The 14,598-nt window shown below is 38.4% G+C and carries 17 protein-coding genes; 4 read left to right on the top strand and 13 right to left on the bottom strand.

Features of this window, described 5'->3' with window-relative positions; genetic code table 11:
- Positions 1-18: 18 nt before the first annotated feature.
- The 3 genes from aat to H7U19_RS07330 all read right to left on the bottom strand — a co-directional run bounded on the left by aat (position 19) and on the right by H7U19_RS07330 (position 2,128).
- Complete coding sequence (gene aat / locus H7U19_RS07320) at positions 19-648, bottom strand: leucyl/phenylalanyl-tRNA--protein transferase (protein WP_186560753.1); 630 nt, start codon at positions 646-648, stop codon at positions 19-21.
- A 180-nt stretch (positions 649-828) separates the two neighbouring features.
- A complete protein-coding gene (locus H7U19_RS07325) occupies positions 829-1,206 on the bottom strand; it encodes a DUF3127 domain-containing protein (RefSeq protein WP_186560755.1) in 378 nt (125 codons plus the stop codon).
- A 52-nt stretch (positions 1,207-1,258) separates the two neighbouring features.
- On the bottom strand, positions 1,259-2,128 hold the full coding sequence (locus H7U19_RS07330; RefSeq protein WP_186560757.1) for a flavin reductase family protein: 870 nt from the start codon (positions 2,126-2,128) through the stop codon (positions 1,259-1,261).
- 282 nt (positions 2,129-2,410) lie between these two features.
- Between H7U19_RS07330 and H7U19_RS07335 the strand changes: the two genes are divergently transcribed.
- Together H7U19_RS07335 and H7U19_RS07340 are read left to right on the top strand one after the other, a co-directional pair.
- Positions 2,411-3,568, top strand: a complete 1,158-nt coding sequence (locus H7U19_RS07335) for a sensor histidine kinase (RefSeq protein WP_186560759.1) — start codon at positions 2,411-2,413, stop codon at positions 3,566-3,568.
- Positions 3,568-3,921 (top strand): hypothetical protein, encoded by a 354-nt coding sequence (locus H7U19_RS07340; RefSeq protein WP_186560761.1) that lies wholly within the window; start codon positions 3,568-3,570, stop codon positions 3,919-3,921. The genes H7U19_RS07335 and H7U19_RS07340 overlap by 1 nt, the downstream gene beginning before the upstream one ends.
- On the opposite strand, the gene H7U19_RS07345 is transcribed toward H7U19_RS07340, so the two are convergent.
- Together H7U19_RS07345 and greA are read right to left on the bottom strand one after the other, a co-directional pair.
- A complete protein-coding gene (locus H7U19_RS07345) occupies positions 3,918-4,313 on the bottom strand; it encodes an HIT family protein (protein WP_186560763.1) in 396 nt (131 codons plus the stop codon). The genes H7U19_RS07340 and H7U19_RS07345 overlap by 4 nt on opposite strands.
- A gap of 9 nt (positions 4,314-4,322) precedes the next feature.
- The gene (gene greA / locus H7U19_RS07350) at positions 4,323-4,796 is read right to left on the bottom strand and encodes a transcription elongation factor GreA (RefSeq protein WP_186560765.1); all 474 of its coding nucleotides are present in this window, start codon (positions 4,794-4,796) and stop codon (positions 4,323-4,325) included.
- Between the two features lie 147 nt (positions 4,797-4,943).
- On the opposite strand from greA, the gene H7U19_RS07355 reads away from it, so the two are divergent.
- Positions 4,944-5,381 (top strand): hypothetical protein, encoded by a 438-nt coding sequence (locus H7U19_RS07355; protein ID WP_186560767.1) that lies wholly within the window; start codon positions 4,944-4,946, stop codon positions 5,379-5,381.
- 54 nt (positions 5,382-5,435) lie between these two features.
- Here H7U19_RS07355 and H7U19_RS07360 read toward each other — a convergent pair whose 3' ends face one another.
- From H7U19_RS07360 to H7U19_RS07395, 8 genes are all read right to left on the bottom strand, one after another.
- Positions 5,436-7,772 carry a TonB-dependent receptor gene (locus H7U19_RS07360; protein WP_186560769.1) on the bottom strand — a complete coding sequence of 779 codons (2,337 nt, stop codon included), beginning with the start codon at positions 7,770-7,772 and terminating at the stop codon, positions 5,436-5,438.
- A gap of 408 nt (positions 7,773-8,180) precedes the next feature.
- A complete protein-coding gene (gene arfB, locus H7U19_RS07365) occupies positions 8,181-8,588 on the bottom strand; it encodes an alternative ribosome rescue aminoacyl-tRNA hydrolase ArfB (RefSeq protein WP_186560771.1) in 408 nt (135 codons plus the stop codon).
- Positions 8,588-10,138, bottom strand: coding sequence for a DUF4301 family protein (locus tag H7U19_RS07370; protein WP_186560773.1), 1,551 nt, complete (start codon positions 10,136-10,138; stop codon positions 8,588-8,590). The genes arfB and H7U19_RS07370 overlap by 1 nt, the downstream gene beginning before the upstream one ends.
- Positions 10,125-10,706: an AAA family ATPase gene (locus H7U19_RS07375; protein ID WP_186560775.1), complete on the bottom strand. Its 582-nt coding sequence runs from the start codon at positions 10,704-10,706 to the stop codon at positions 10,125-10,127. Before H7U19_RS07375 ends, H7U19_RS07370 begins: the two co-directional genes overlap by 14 nt.
- The gene (gene pnuC, locus H7U19_RS07380) at positions 10,667-11,299 is read right to left on the bottom strand and encodes a nicotinamide riboside transporter PnuC (RefSeq protein ID WP_186560777.1); all 633 of its coding nucleotides are present in this window, start codon (positions 11,297-11,299) and stop codon (positions 10,667-10,669) included. The genes H7U19_RS07375 and pnuC overlap by 40 nt, the downstream gene beginning before the upstream one ends.
- Complete coding sequence (locus H7U19_RS07385) at positions 11,283-11,543, bottom strand: thiamine-binding protein (RefSeq protein ID WP_186560786.1); 261 nt, start codon at positions 11,541-11,543, stop codon at positions 11,283-11,285. Before H7U19_RS07385 ends, pnuC begins: the two co-directional genes overlap by 17 nt.
- A gap of 45 nt (positions 11,544-11,588) precedes the next feature.
- Entirely contained in the window at positions 11,589-12,308 is a 720-nt protein-coding gene (locus H7U19_RS07390; RefSeq protein WP_186560788.1) for a phosphoglycerol geranylgeranyltransferase, read from the bottom strand.
- Positions 12,308-12,934 carry a 4'-phosphopantetheinyl transferase family protein gene (locus tag H7U19_RS07395; protein ID WP_186560796.1) on the bottom strand — a complete coding sequence of 209 codons (627 nt, stop codon included), beginning with the start codon at positions 12,932-12,934 and terminating at the stop codon, positions 12,308-12,310. Before H7U19_RS07395 ends, H7U19_RS07390 begins: the two co-directional genes overlap by 1 nt.
- A gap of 130 nt (positions 12,935-13,064) precedes the next feature.
- On the opposite strand from H7U19_RS07395, the gene ahcY reads away from it, so the two are divergent.
- Positions 13,065-14,381, top strand: a complete 1,317-nt coding sequence (gene ahcY / locus H7U19_RS07400; RefSeq protein WP_186560798.1) for an adenosylhomocysteinase — start codon at positions 13,065-13,067, stop codon at positions 14,379-14,381.
- The last annotated feature ends 217 nt before the right edge of the window (positions 14,382-14,598 follow it).

Genomic DNA, 14,598 nt, shown 5'->3' on the forward strand with positions numbered 1-14,598 from the left:
TTGTCTTCAGTTAAATCATCATCCCTTTATATATTTTAAAAACTCATCTCTTGACATTTCCTCAGCACCTAAACTAGCTAGGTGATTAGTAAATACCTGACAATCCACAAGTTTGTATTCTGAGTTTTGTATAAAGGAAATGAAACCCACCTTACTGGCATTGCTTTCTTTGGCAAACATACTTTCGCCCGTAAAAATACCGTTACCCAAATCGATACCGTACAGGCCTCCAATAAGTTGGTCATTATTCCAAACCTCAACGGATTTTGCGTAGCCCAAATGGTGCAACTCCGTGTAGGCTTTTATCATGTTTCGAGTAATCCATGTACCGGTTTGTCCGCTTCTTTTCGCAATGGCGCATTCCGTAATCACTTCATTAAATGCAGTATTGACCGTAACTTCAAAATCTTTATTACGAAGCACCTGTCTCATGCTTTTTGAAACTTTGAGCTTTTCGGGAAATAACACGAAACGAGGATCGGGACTCCACCATAAAATAGGCTCATCGGTTTCAAACCATGGAAAAATTCCGGAACGGTATGCCAACAAAAGCCGTGCTACCGATAAGTCGCCACCGATGGCCAAAATACCATCTTCGGTAGCCTCGGTCACCTCAGGGAACCAAAGTTTTTCAGACAGAAACTTCATTTTACTATTACTTTTTCCTTCTCAGATTGAAGATAAACGCAATTTTTCTATAAAAATAAGAAACCTCAATGTGTTTTGAAACATTGAGGTTTGAATTCTCTAACCCTTCCGGCTTTTGATTTTAAAAAAATCAAAAGCCACCTTCCCTTCAAAAGGGGAGGAGTCAGCATAATTTAAAGCCTAAAACGGCAAATCGTCGTGATCGTCTTCGCTAAGATCGCCAGCGGGTTCAAATGCATCGGCCGGTGGTACTGGAGGCATGTTCTCTCCTGAAGCAACCGGCTGTAACGCTTCAATTCTCCAACCTTGCACGGAGTTGAAATATTTAGTTTCGCCTTGCGGATTTACCCACTCCCTTCCACGTAAATTGATATTAATTTTTACTTGTTGTCCAACTTGATAGTTGTTCAATAAATCGGTTTTATCTTGCACAAACTCCACCAAAATATGCTGTGGATATTGCTCTTCGGTAGTCACGACCACCTCTCTTTTTCTAAATCCGTTACTCCCAAAAGTTTGAGTGTCTCCAATCATTTTAATTCTTCCTTGAACTTCCATTTAATCTATAATTTATTATCTGTTTTTATTGTTTATCATTCAATTTTACGGCTTAGGACAAAAGGATTTTCCATGCACTCTGTACGTCCCCAAAGCTCAAATAATTTCTCGCCAATTTATGCTTCTCGCGATGGGTTTTATCCTTAATACCTGGGTAGCGTTCGCTTAAATCATTAATAAAGGCATCCACTTCAGCCTGAGTGGGCAAAGCCTCCACATTGGCCAACATACCCAAATTATTTCCTGTTAAAATCATACTGTCCTTCACATGTGTCGGGAAACTGTCTACCCCAATCCCTAAAGAGGACAAAGGCTTTGGTATTTCAAAAAATCCTTTATTGGCTCTGCTATAAAAACTACCTCCTGCCCTTGCCACCAAATCCAGTTTTTGCTGGTCCACAGCTCCGTTTTCATCTAAAATTTCATCATCAATATGAAACTTCACCACCTCACAAATCACTAGATTTCCGGCACCTCCCTCATTTCCCAATTTCACAATCTCGTTCACCTTACATTCAAATTGCACAGGTGATTCTGCCACTCGAAATGGTTTCACCTCATCCGAAGGCAACATATGCAAACCGGCCTTTTCAAACTCATTAACCCCCTCAGGATACTCCGCGCTAGCCAAAGACGCCTGATGCACCAAATCAAAATTCACCACGTTAATGACCACTTCCTTAGTGGTTTCAATATTGTGCAACGTGTGCTTTGTGCTGTTGTCCCGAACCCTTCGCGCCGGCGAAAAAATCATAATCGGCGGATTGGCACTAAACACATTAAAAAAGCTAAAAGGCGATAAATTCGGGTTGCCGTCAGCATCCAAAGTACTGGCAAAGGCAATAGGCCGAGGCGCTACCGTACTCAACAAATATCCGTGTAATTTACTGACTGATAGTACTTTCGGACTGAATGACGCCATTTATTTTTTTGATTTGAACAAATGTAACTATTCTGCCACTCAACTAAAAACCGATTTACTAACAAGTTGGGCAATAATATTAACAGATTTGCATTATATAGCTAAATTGATATAAAATAACATGAATCTTTTGATTAAAAATCCAAATTTCTTCGTTAAAAATTATTGCCGTAGCTAGAGCTATGCCTCAAATTTTTGCCTAAAACTTTGATTTTTTATTTTGAAATCTTCTATGCCATTTTATATCATTTTAGCTATATTACCCGTATAATTAACCATTGCATGATTTTCACGACCCATAAAAACACTATCAGGTGGATAATGATTGTGGTTTCCTTTATTATTGTTTCTCTCATTTTGTGGAACACCTATGTGTTTTTTCAAAATTTTAAGGAAGAAGAACGGGTAAAGATGGAAAATTGGTCGTTCGCTCAGACCGAGTTTGTCAATTCTGATGTAAATACGAATACCAATTTAAACCTCACTTTAAAAGTATTGGGTAGCAACACCACCACTCCAATGCTCGTTGTCAACAAGGATGGTTCTTTAAGCAGCTTCAACAATATTGACGAGAAAAAAATAAAGGATTCGCTTTATGTTCAAAAACTAATCGAGCAGTTTGAATCGGAAAATAAACCTATCGAAATCAAGTACCAAAACAAACATTGGTCTACCATTTATTACGGAAATTCACCGCTTTTGAATAAATTAAAATACTATCCGCTGGCACTTTTGCTTATTATTTTTCTTTTTGCCAGTGTGGTATTCTTCTTTTACAAAAGCAATAAAGTGGCCACTCAAAACAAGTTGTGGTCGGGCATGGCAAAGGAAACCGCCCATCAGATTGGAACACCCCTTTCGTCTTTAATTGGATGGACGGAACTCCTAAAAACTGAAAATGTCAACCCAGATTATATTTCTGAAATTGAAAAGGACATTGACAGGCTTCAAATTATTACCGAGCGATTCAGTAAAATAGGCTCATTGCCCAAACTTGAAAAAGCAGATATTGTTAAAGAAACGGTTGCTTCTTATGATTATTTAAAACGAAGAGCATCGAATTTGGTGGATTTTGAAATCATTGCTCCCATGGAGGAAATCTTCGTAAAAGTGAACAAACAACTTTATAGCTGGGCGATAGAAAACCTTGTTAAAAATGGTATTGACGCCATGAAAGGCAAGGGCAAATTGACTATTGAAATCCTTAACCAGGAAAATATCGTATCTATAAATGTGTCCGATACCGGAAAAGGGATTCCGAAGAAAAACTTCGATAAAATATTTGAACCCGGCTTTACCACCAGAAAACGTGGTTGGGGTTTGGGACTGTCCTTAACGAGACGCATTATCGAAGATTTTCATAATGGTAAGATAAAAGTATTGCAATCCAACGTAGGTAAAGGTGCCACGATACAAATCAGACTAAAGCGTGCCGTATAATGAAGACCGAAAAATGGATACCCATAAAAAAGGTAGTTTTAAAAAACAATTGCCCGGAATGTTTTAGCAAGGACGGGTTGCACTTGACGTTTAAACAGAAATTTGTTGAGAGTTCATTCTACAAATCCGTAACCAAAGACATCAATACAGAAATCCATTGTGATAGATGCGAAAGCCAGATTTACCCTGAACGATGGACGGCAGACATCGAGCGCGTTTTTGACTACCAACAAAAGGCCTTTACGCCAAGGCCGGGTTCAAAATATTACAAAAAATTGTTTTGGATTATAGCGATTACTGCAATTGTAATGCTTTTTGCGGTAACCGTTTTGCTAAGCCTACAAATGGACTAAAGCTGAATATGTGCACTAATGGCTTTGGCTGTTTCCTGAAAATCCTCGGTTTCCATTTTTACCTTTTTGATAAAGCGCGCATCGTCCATGGACTGCAATGGGATTAAATGCACATGGGCATGGGGCACTTCCAACCCAATAACACTGACTCCAACGCGTTCGCAAGGAATGGCTTTTTCAATGGCCATGGCTACTTTTCTGGAAAATGCCATTAAGCCACTATAAGTAGCTTCATCCAAATCAAATAGCTTATCTACCTCTTTTTTAGGGATGCAAAGTGTATGCCCCACCTGATTGGGATTCACATCTAAAAAGGCCAAAAATCCATCGGTTTCCGCTATTCGATAACAGGGAATTTCACCGTTGACTATTTTAGTAAAAATTGAAGCCATTTTTAAAATTTATCTTGAAATCTCGATAATATCAAATTTCATTACTCCGTTTGGCACTTGTATTTCAGCTACTTCACCAACGGATTTGCCTAACAACCCTTTTCCGATTGGAGAGTTTACGGAAATTTTTCCTGAAGCCAAATCTGCCTCACTTTCGGCTACCAGTGTATAGGTCATTTCCATACCGTTGGTTTGGTTCTTTATCTTCACTTTTGAAAGTACTAGCACCTTTGAAGTATCCAATTGCGACTCATCAATTAAGCGGGCGTTAGCCAAAGTTTCCTCAAGCTTAGAAATTTTCATTTCCAATAAACCTTGGGCTTCTTTAGCCGCATCATATTCGGCATTTTCACTTAAATCTCCTTTATCGCGAGCTTCCGCTATTGCTTGAGACGCCTTTGGGCGCTCAATATCCTTTAATTGATTTAATTCGTCTCTTAATTTTTTTAATCCTTCGGCAGTGTAATAAGATACTTTACTCATAACTTCATCGTTTACATAATAAAAAGATGCTGAAACAAGTTCAGCATATAAAAAAATCCCGCTTTCACGAGATTGTATAGCAAATATACAAAATATTTAAGTCGATTTGCTTTTTATTGTAAATTGCGCTCTAATTTTCAAGAATTTATGAGAATCTCTTTTGCCCTTGTTTGTTTCCTGTTTATAACCAATTGTAGTAGAAATTCTGTGGAAAACGAAAACTGTCAGTTTTTGCTAAACATCGGTGTGAACGAATCCGTTAATCTTAGTTTTTATCCCCAACTTCAGTTTGTTAGTGAAACGGCATATATCCCCAATATTGGAAACGGTGGCGTTGTCCTAATCAATACAACTAGTGGATTGGCGGCTTTTGATGCGGCCGACCCCAATCACCCTTTTGACACATGTTCAGTACTAACCATTGAGGGCGTCATTGGAAAATGTAATTGCGAGGACAAAAATGAATTCAGCCTTTTAACAGGTTTGCCTATTGAAAATGCTAATTCTAGTGAAACTGCTCCCCGTTGTGCACTAAGGCGTTATCGTGTTGAGCAAAACGGCAACACATTACTAATTTTCAATTAATAAAGCGCAGCCAGAGTATTACTAGCTACGCTTTACAATCCCTAATGTAAACCTTTAAAATTTTAAGGTAGCCCCAACCAAAAAGTTTGTAGTGGCCTGAGGATAATAGCCTGCAAAATAGCCCGTAGTTGTCCCCGTTGGGCTTGTATTATCTTCAAAATCAAACGAACCAAAATAGCCATTGGACACATATTTCTTGTTGAAGATATTGTTTACCAATCCTGAAAAGACAATGGACTTAAGCAACTTTTTAGGTTTAATTTCATAATTAATATTGAAATCGTTGACGAAATAGCTTTCCAAAATAGATTCAGGATTATCCGTATTTCCCATAAATTGTTCACCAACATATTTGCTCAACAGAGACAATTGAAGTCCCTTGGCAGGGAAGAAATTAATTGCATTGCCGATGACTACTTCAGGTGAAAATGAAATGTTGGTATCTCCAAGGTTTACCAATTCACCATTAACAGAAGTGGTAAAATCCCTGTTTTTGTTGCGACTAAGGGCTACGTTGGTTGACGTACTAAGGAAACTGGCAATCTGAATATTTGCATCTACTTCCAGACCCAATCTATAACTTTTTCCACTGGTAGCTCTTAGTGGGCTTCCCACATCATCCAATTCACCGGTCAACACCAATTGATTTTCATAAAACATATAATACAAATTGGTATTAACAGCTACTTTAGGACTTGCAAAACGCCATCCTAATTCTATATCGTTCAATGTTTCATTCTCTGTGACCCCGGATTCAAAGTCGTCCCTATTTGGTTCCCTATTCGCTCTTGCATAAGAGGCGTAAAAGCTGTTTCTGTCACTACTTTTATAGGTCAATCCTACTTTTGGGTTAAAGAAGTTAAATGTAGCATCTGTTATAAATGAAGCCCTGTCAGAATTTAAGCCGTTGGTTTTATATCTTACAAAACGCCCCTGTAAATCAATATAACCCGTAAGTCTTTCTCCGAGATTAAATGTTGCCTTTGAAAAAACACTAAAGTCATTTTTGGTGGCATCCCCTTGATAATATCTATCTCTAATATTGGTACCGGCAGTTAAGGCACTTCCCCAAATCACTTCACCATAGTGGTCGCCAGTATAACTACTAACGGAAAGCCCAGAAACAACCTCGATTCCAGAATTCTGATAAGTTACGTTGGCATTTAAAACATGAAAATCGTTGTCCAACCATCGTCTTACTATAACATCGGAGCCCTCTTCGATTAAATTTGCAAAATCCGATGCGGATTCACCTGGTTTATACTGTTCAAAATAACCCTTACCTTTTGTATAGTTTAGACCTAGGTTAGTTGACCAATGATTATTAAAACGTTGGTTCCAATGGAACTGATAGTGGTCCTGCCAATAGTTGTCCGTTTCGTTTTCATAAGTATATGGGTTTTGCCGACGATTTTCCCTCAATTGGTCCGCCGTTAAACCAAACCAGGATTGATACGTCTGCTCGGCATTTCCGAAAGTCAAGACCTTAATCAAGGTATTGTCGTCTTTATAAATCCCTTGAAGAAAATAGGATTTTAAGTCTGTAAATGCCCTATCGACATAACCGTCGGAGTCAATTTTTGAAAATCGGCCCGATATTTCAAAGTGATCCTTGATTAATCCCGTGCCCAGTTTTACTGTATGCTTTCTTGTATTGAAGCTCCCGAAACTATTTGAAATTTCGGCGTTGGCCTCTTCTGAAAATGCATCCGTCAATAAGTTTAAACTCGCTCCGAATGCCCCAGAACCGTTGGTTGATGTCCCCACACCTCGTTGCAACTGTAAACTCTCAGTCGACGAAGCAAAGTCTCCCAGGTTGACCCAAAACGTACCTTGACTTTCTGGATCGTTATAAGGAATTCCATTGATAGTTACGTTTACACGAGTGGCGTCTGTACCCCGAACCCTAATACCTGTGTATCCAATACCCGCACCAGCATCACTGGTAGTCACTACTGATGGCAAAAAGTTTAACAAAATGGGAATGTCCTGCCCTAAGTTTCGTTTTGCCAACTCTTCCTTGGAAACGTTGGAATGGGTGATTGGTGAGTCTGCATCAACGCGGACTGCATTTACCAAAACTTCGTCCAAAGTTTCTGTTTTTCTAATCAAGTAAAAATTGATTACGGTATCTCTTTGGACTTCAACAACTTTCATTTGTTGCTCAAAACCAATATAAGATGCAACAACCTCCCGAGTACCATCACTTTCCTTTAAATTATACTTCCCATAAAAATCTGTGACTGCATTATTATCTCCTTTGATTCCAACCGTTGCACCTCCTAAAGGACTCCCCTTTTCGTCAAAGACAGTTCCTGAAATCGTAAATTGTTGTGAATAAATGTTGACTGATAGCACAAAAAGCGCTAAAAAAAGAAATAAATTTTTCATGTCGATTATAAGTTATAATCGAATAAAAAGAGGTAATTATTCTTTGTTGTTAATAAATGATTTTTTGAACGTTATATTGGCATTGAAAAATGCTAAAGCATTTTTTTGCACAAACTAAAAATGTCCACCGGACATTTTCTTAACATTCGCTTCCTAAACAGCATTACCTGTTCTAGGTTCAATGGGTATGATCTCAGCCGTTCAGATTTTAGATTTACGAATTACGATTTCAGATTTAAATCATCAATCGAATATTGCCAATCGACAATCCTTCAGCACCCCTTTTTGAGAACGCTGCAAAGATAAATCCTATTTTTGAATTTAAAGTGAAGAATTATGATTTTTTATAGATACCAGAAAAACCGCAATTGGATAATTACCATGAAAGCCTAATGAATTGTAGCAGAATCAATCCAAATCAGGCCTTTTGCGGTTTGCCTTCTTTTCGGACTGCTTTTGTTTATTCTTGAGACGCTTTCTAACGACAGATTTAGGAATTTTCGTTGGGACTCGCTCTTTTTCTTTCTCTAAATTGATCCGAATTAATTCCAGAAATCGGTGTATAACAATTTCTTTATTTCTATGTTGGCTTCTCGATTCGCCACATTGCAAAATTAGCACACCGTCTTTGGTTAGTTTAGATTGAAGCCTTTCTTGCAGTAATTCCTTTTCCTCGGTGTTGAGTACTAATGATTCTAACAAATTAAATGTCAGCTCTACTTTTGAAGCTGTTTTATTGATATGCTGGCCTCCGCTCCCAGAACTTTTGATGCCCTTAAAGCTCAATTCCTTTATCAAATCCTCATCATCAAACATCAGGATACTTGGTGGACGGGTTTCAATAGATCGTTCACAGTTTTTACTGGATTAAACGTTTCAACAGGCACTTCCACAAAAATTGAATTCCAGTAGGCCATACTACCGTTCCAAAGCCCGGGCAGTTCCAAAGCTTGAATATCCACCCCATTTTGGGTTTTTGTTGTGATAAACGCCGCTTCTGGATCTACGTATTTGGATAAATCGTACTTATTGCCCTTATAATCCCTTACACCACAAACCAAATCTGTTGGGTTGAAGTGAGTGGCTTTGTACACTATTTCTTGTTGGTTCTGTTTGCCAAAATTAATCTGTGCAAATTCTACAATCTGCAATGATATTTTCCCATGTTTGTCCTTTACCCAAAAGGGACCTCCTCCTGGTTCTCCTTGATTTTTTACCATACCACATACGCGCATTGGTCGATTAAATCGCTCCCTTAAATATGCCATTTTCTTCTCTGGGTCATAAACATCAAAATCTACTGGAATGATCGTATTCAATCGGTACCTTAGGAATACGGCCATTAATTTATAATCCGCTTCCGTTAAACCGCCTTCATCCAATTGCCTTAAGAATGAAAACACTTTCCGCTGGGCTTCCAGCAATACACCTGCTAATAATTTTTTATAGTTGGACACCTCTATATTTTTGTCGGCTACAACAATGTTGTCAATATTCTTAATAAAAATCAAATCGTAGTCCAACACATTTAAGTTTTCCAAAAGCGCACCGTGCCCAGCTGGTCTGAACAAAATAGACCCATCTTCATTTCTAAAAACTAGATCTTTCAATGTCAAAGCTACTGTTTCCGTAGCTTCATTTTGATAAGAATAGGATACATTAAATTTTGCGCTCGTTTTGCTTTCTAAGGATGGCTTTATCTCATCGAGTTCCTTAGCAAAAAAAGGATGATGTTTTTCCGAAACAGTAAAATGTAAATTGGCCTTTCCTTTTGAAGAAGCGTAAAGTGTAGATTCAAAAAGGTGTTCTTGAAATGCAGTGACTGTTTTATCGCTATATCTATGAAAGGGCAACAATCCTTTGGGCAGAAAACTGTAGTTCAATCCATTTTCGTCCAACATTGTCCTTACAAACAGAACAAGTTGTTCGCCTTTTGAAAACTCATCAAATTTGGGATAGGTGTTTTTAATCTGGCCTACAACCTCTTTGTAAAAAGGAAAATTTTCCAAATTCTTTGAAAACGTGGCTATCAATCCATCGTTGCTAGATTCGATATAATTTTTTAGCGTAGTTTTGGTCGGATCAAAAGTATTCAAAAACTGAAACAGAAACTTAAACATCCGAGTAGCAGCACCTGAAGCCGGAACGAATTTAACAATGGAAAGTTCCTGTTGCATTGCTTCATAAAGAGCTATCATTTCCTCAGTTCCATCCGCATCATAGCGTTCAATACCTTTATCAATTCTGGCGGCCGAAACCAAATCGGAAAAAGACATCCCGTCCTTTAATCTTGATATTTGGGCATTAACTTGGTCAATCGTTATTCCTTTATTCTGAATCTGTTGAATGTCTTTATCCGAGAACATCTTGTTTTGATTTTAAGAGTTTGTCAATATGGCTAATAGCTGTTTTTAACCTTTCTTTTTTATCACCTTTTAGCAACACAAAAGGTCTTTTTTGCTTAAGCAATTCAGCTTTGAAAGCTTCGAACATTTCAGCTCTATGGTTAGGTTTGTCTCGCAAATCATCAGCTTCCCATGGGGTATCAATATAGGTTAAAAAATACAAATCGTATGTGTTTTCAATGGCGTATTTTTCAAGAAAGGGATCGCAACTACCAAGGTAATAAGCCTCTGAATACACTTTAGTTTCCAGCAAATCTGTATCGCAAATTAAAACCGTGTCCGTCTTCTGGGAAAGCTCGTTTTCCAATTTTATTTGACCTATGGCGATGGGCAACAAATCCTTGGGCTCGCAGGTTTTTCGTTCATTATTCCATTTGTTTTGAAGATATTCCCGGGCATACTCGGGCACCCAAACTGTATTATAATGTCTGGCCAATTGACGTGACAATGTTGTTTTTCCTGTGGATTCAGGACCGAACAAAACTACTTTTATGCAGTCTGAAGATTGTTGCTTAAGATTTTTTTCCATGCCAGATAGCCAAATATAGCTATAAATGTGAACCCTAGATATTGAAAGCTTGTAAACGTAAATCCTTTATAAAAATATAAAGGGACAGATATTAAATCTCCAACAATCCAAAATATCCAATTTTCTATTTTTCGTCTTGCCATTAACCACATCCCTACGAAAAAAATAGCGGTGGTAAGAGTATCAACATACGCTACCCAACTCGTCCATTTATCAAATGCCCTGTAAACTATAAAAACAAACATCAGTGTGGCAAAAAAAATAAAAACACTTGCCAGTTTTTCTTTTGAAGTCGTTATGGTAATGGGAGTTACGTGAGTGTCATCGACTTTTCTAGTCCAAACGTACCAGCCGTAAACGCTCATTATAAAATAGTATCCGTTAATCATCATGTCGCCAAGGAATTCCCATTGAAAAAGCAGGTAAACAAAAATGACGGTACTAATGATGCCCGTTGGAAACACTAATACTTTGTTCTGTTTGGAATACCAAACGGATAAAAATCCAAAAAACACAGCTACTATTTCTAGAACAATATGAGCCGTTGAATATCCCGAATATTGACCGAAGAAAAACTCAAAAATGGGGCTCATAATCGTACCTATCGGATTTTACGATTTTCATGTATAACAAGCCTTTATCAATCAACTCAAAAGCTTCCTTTATTTCTGAAGTTAATGTTTGCATCACCTCGTCATAATCGCCATAAACTTGAGTGCTCAAAGGGTTTTCTAAAACTTTTAAGTTTGATGCTCTTAGCTTTTTGATGAAATGAATAATTGCAGGTTCAAAATCATCCTGCAAAGGTGTTAAGGTCAATTCTACTGATATTTTCATAGGCCTCTCTTCATCTCTCCTAAGGAGAGAAACTGTTATACTTTACTATTTTAATTCATCAAAAAAAGAATCATTCTCCTCAAAAGCCGTTCCAATTACAACCATATCCGCCCCGGCCTTAAATGCTTGGCGTAACCGAAATTTGCTTTTAATACCACCGCCAACAATCAAAGGTATTTTTAAATCACTTTTTACCATTCTAATAATGTCTTCTGAAACTGGATATTTTGCGCCACTTCCCGCCTCTAAATATATCAATTTCATACCCAAAAGTTCTCCTGCTTTGGCAGTATCAACTATATTTTGAATATGCTTTCTTGGTATGGGGCCAGTTGATGTTACAGTTTCAACAGCCGTTTGCTTTCCGCCATCAATCAAAATATATCCTGTTGGAATCACTTCTAATTTGGAGTTTCTTAGTTTTGAAACAGACTGCACATGCTTGCCAATCAAATACTCGGGATTCCGACCTGAAATTAAGGACAAAAACAAAATGGCTTGAGCGCTATCCGTTATTTGACTGACATCACCAGGAAAAAGTACTACCGGCAAATCAGTCTCATTCCTAATCTTATCGACTAAAATATGAGTAGCATTTCCATCTCCGGTACTACCTCCAACAAAAACATGAGTGGCTATGGAACGATTCACCTTCTCCATAAAATGACCAGTGTTTGACAGAGAAAACTTGTCCGGGTCAATCAACACAGCCAACAACCTTTCGCCATCAGCAATAGCATCCAATATGTTTTGATAAATCTGCATTAGGCAATGGCATAGGCGCAAGTAAAACCTTCAAACTCCAAAAACTCAACATTGTAGCGGTTTTTTTTCTCTTGATAGTCAATCCAAGCTATAGTTTCGGTATCGTTAATATTAAAAGGAATCACCAAACAATGGTCTTTAAAACTCAATCCGGGAGTGCAATATAACTTGTATAACGACTCCTTTACACACCAAATCAATGTGAGTTTTTTAACGTAGTCGTCAGCTTCACTGGCCAAATAATCCTGTTCATAATCAATAAATTTATGGGCAATCCGCTTTATTTTTTCGCGTTGCTTTTCGATATCAATACCCACAATCAAATCGCTAATGATTACTGCCGAAAATTGAAACGAATGCGTTATCGAAATCTGCTTGCCGTCCTTTAAATGCGGTTTCCCACAATCGTCATAAAATAAATCTTTATCGGTATAGCCTAACTCCCTCAAGAGGCACCTCACACTTAAAAAACCCCGTTGGTGCAATTCACTTTTCATGCCCATTACGCGTTCCAATGCAATGGGTTTTAAATCCACTCGCGACATCAGATCCTCAAAAGATTCGCTAATCTTCCAGATTTTAACAGTAGTTTGTGAATTTGGCGTAATGGTTTTATATAAAGGCATTTAATTTTCCGAAAGTTATTGGTTATCTTTGCACCGCCTGAAATGGGTTGTTCATTTGGTAAGCGAAATTAACCAAATTAACCACGAATCCCAATCAACTTTAGGTTTTTAAATTTAAGAAAAAGTTACTATGAGTACGAAAACAATTCCATACGTTGCCCACAAAGTAAAGGATATCACTTTAGCCGATTGGGGAAGAAAAGAAATAGAGTTGGCCGAAGCCGAAATGCCAGGCTTAATGAGTTTGCGCGAAGAGTACAAAAACTCCCAGCCATTAAAAGGTGCAAGAATTGCAGGCTGTTTACACATGACTATTCAAACGGCCGTTTTGATTGAAACTTTACAAGCTTTGGGCGCAGAAGTGACCTGGAGCTCCTGCAACATCTTTTCAACTCAAGATCAGGCCGCAGCAGCTATTGCCGCCGCCGGAACGGCAGTTTACGCTTGGAAAGACATGACAGAAGAAGAATTTGACTGGTGTATCGAGCAAACGCTTTTCTTTGGAGAAGACAGACAACCACTCAACATGATTTTGGATGACGGTGGCGATTTAACCAATATGGTATTGGACAAATACCCTGAATTGGCTGCAGGAATTAATGGTTTATCAGAAGAAACGACCACAGGTGTTCACAGGCTGTACGAACGTGTAAAAAACGGAACCCTACCAATGCCTGCAATTAACGTAAACGATTCTGTTACAAAATCAAAGTTCGATAATAAATACGGATGTAAAGAAAGTGCCGTGGATGCCATTCGTCGGGCTACGGATGTAATGTTGGCTGGAAAACGCGTTACAGTTTGCGGTTATGGCGATGTTGGCAAAGGTACTGCCGCATCTTTTAAAGGTGCCGGAAGTATTGTAACCGTTACCGAAATTGATCCAATCTGTGCCTTACAGGCCGCCATGGACGGTTTTGAAGTAAAAAAATTGGAAACCGTAGTTGCTAATTCTGATATCGTTATCACCACTACCGGAAACAAGGATATTGTGCGTGCCGAGCATTTTAAGGCGATGAAGGACAAAACCATCGTTTGTAATATTGGGCACTTTGACAATGAAATTCAAATGGCTTGGCTAAACGACAACTACGGCCATACCAAAAACACCATCAAACCTCAAGTTGATAAATATACCGTTGACGGTAAAGATATTATCATACTTGCCGAAGGGCGTTTGGTAAACTTAGGTTGCGCCACCGGCCACCCAAGTTTTGTGATGAGTAACTCGTTTACCAACCAAACCTTGGCGCAAATTGAGCTTTGGAACAATGCAGATGCCTATAACAACGAAGTTTATATGCTTCCAAAGCATTTGGATGAAAAAGTAGCAAAACTGCATTTAGAAAAAATTGGAGTGGAGCTTACAGAACTTAAAGAAGACCAGGCAGCGTACATTGGTGTATCGGTCCAGGGGCCTTATAAGCCTGAGCACTATAGGTATTAAGAATTCCTTTGACCCCGATAGCTATCGGGAGGAATCTCAAATTCCAAATAATAACAATCAAATCCCAAGCAACACTGTTTGGGATTTTTTTTATTTGGGCGTTCCCCACAAGGGGTCGGGCTTTCACTACTCAATCCCTCCTGCGTCGGGGATTTCAAACAGGCCGTTCAATCCCTAACGCGGAAAAACGCAAAAGACAACATTTTCACGTTGTTAA

Source organism: Hyunsoonleella aquatilis (assembly GCF_014270105.1).
GTDB classification, from domain to species: Bacteria; Bacteroidota; Bacteroidia; order Flavobacteriales; family Flavobacteriaceae; genus Jejuia; species Jejuia aquatilis.

Coding starts and splice junctions, on each gene's coding strand:
- aat (WP_186560753.1), bottom strand. CDS start 648: ATGAAGTTTCTGTCTGAAAAACTTTGGTTCCCTGAGGTGACCGAGGCT.
- H7U19_RS07325 (WP_186560755.1), bottom strand. CDS start 1,206: ATGGAAGTTCAAGGAAGAATTAAAATGATTGGAGACACTCAAACTTTT.
- H7U19_RS07330 (WP_186560757.1), bottom strand. CDS start 2,128: ATGGCGTCATTCAGTCCGAAAGTACTATCAGTCAGTAAATTACACGGA.
- H7U19_RS07335 (WP_186560759.1), top strand. CDS start 2,411: ATGATTTTCACGACCCATAAAAACACTATCAGGTGGATAATGATTGTG.
- H7U19_RS07340 (WP_186560761.1), top strand. CDS start 3,568: ATGAAGACCGAAAAATGGATACCCATAAAAAAGGTAGTTTTAAAAAAC.
- H7U19_RS07345 (WP_186560763.1), bottom strand. CDS start 4,313: ATGGCTTCAATTTTTACTAAAATAGTCAACGGTGAAATTCCCTGTTAT.
- greA (WP_186560765.1), bottom strand. CDS start 4,796: ATGAGTAAAGTATCTTATTACACTGCCGAAGGATTAAAAAAATTAAGA.
- H7U19_RS07355 (WP_186560767.1), top strand. CDS start 4,944: ATGAGAATCTCTTTTGCCCTTGTTTGTTTCCTGTTTATAACCAATTGT.
- H7U19_RS07360 (WP_186560769.1), bottom strand. CDS start 7,772: ATGAAAAATTTATTTCTTTTTTTAGCGCTTTTTGTGCTATCAGTCAAC.
- arfB (WP_186560771.1), bottom strand. CDS start 8,588: ATGTTTGATGATGAGGATTTGATAAAGGAATTGAGCTTTAAGGGCATC.
- H7U19_RS07370 (WP_186560773.1), bottom strand. CDS start 10,138: ATGTTCTCGGATAAAGACATTCAACAGATTCAGAATAAAGGAATAACG.
- H7U19_RS07375 (WP_186560775.1), bottom strand. CDS start 10,706: ATGGAAAAAAATCTTAAGCAACAATCTTCAGACTGCATAAAAGTAGTT.
- pnuC (WP_186560777.1), bottom strand. CDS start 11,299: ATGAGCCCCATTTTTGAGTTTTTCTTCGGTCAATATTCGGGATATTCA.
- H7U19_RS07385 (WP_186560786.1), bottom strand. CDS start 11,543: ATGAAAATATCAGTAGAATTGACCTTAACACCTTTGCAGGATGATTTT.
- H7U19_RS07390 (WP_186560788.1), bottom strand. CDS start 12,308: ATGCAGATTTATCAAAACATATTGGATGCTATTGCTGATGGCGAAAGG.
- H7U19_RS07395 (WP_186560796.1), bottom strand. CDS start 12,934: ATGCCTTTATATAAAACCATTACGCCAAATTCACAAACTACTGTTAAA.
- ahcY (WP_186560798.1), top strand. CDS start 13,065: ATGAGTACGAAAACAATTCCATACGTTGCCCACAAAGTAAAGGATATC.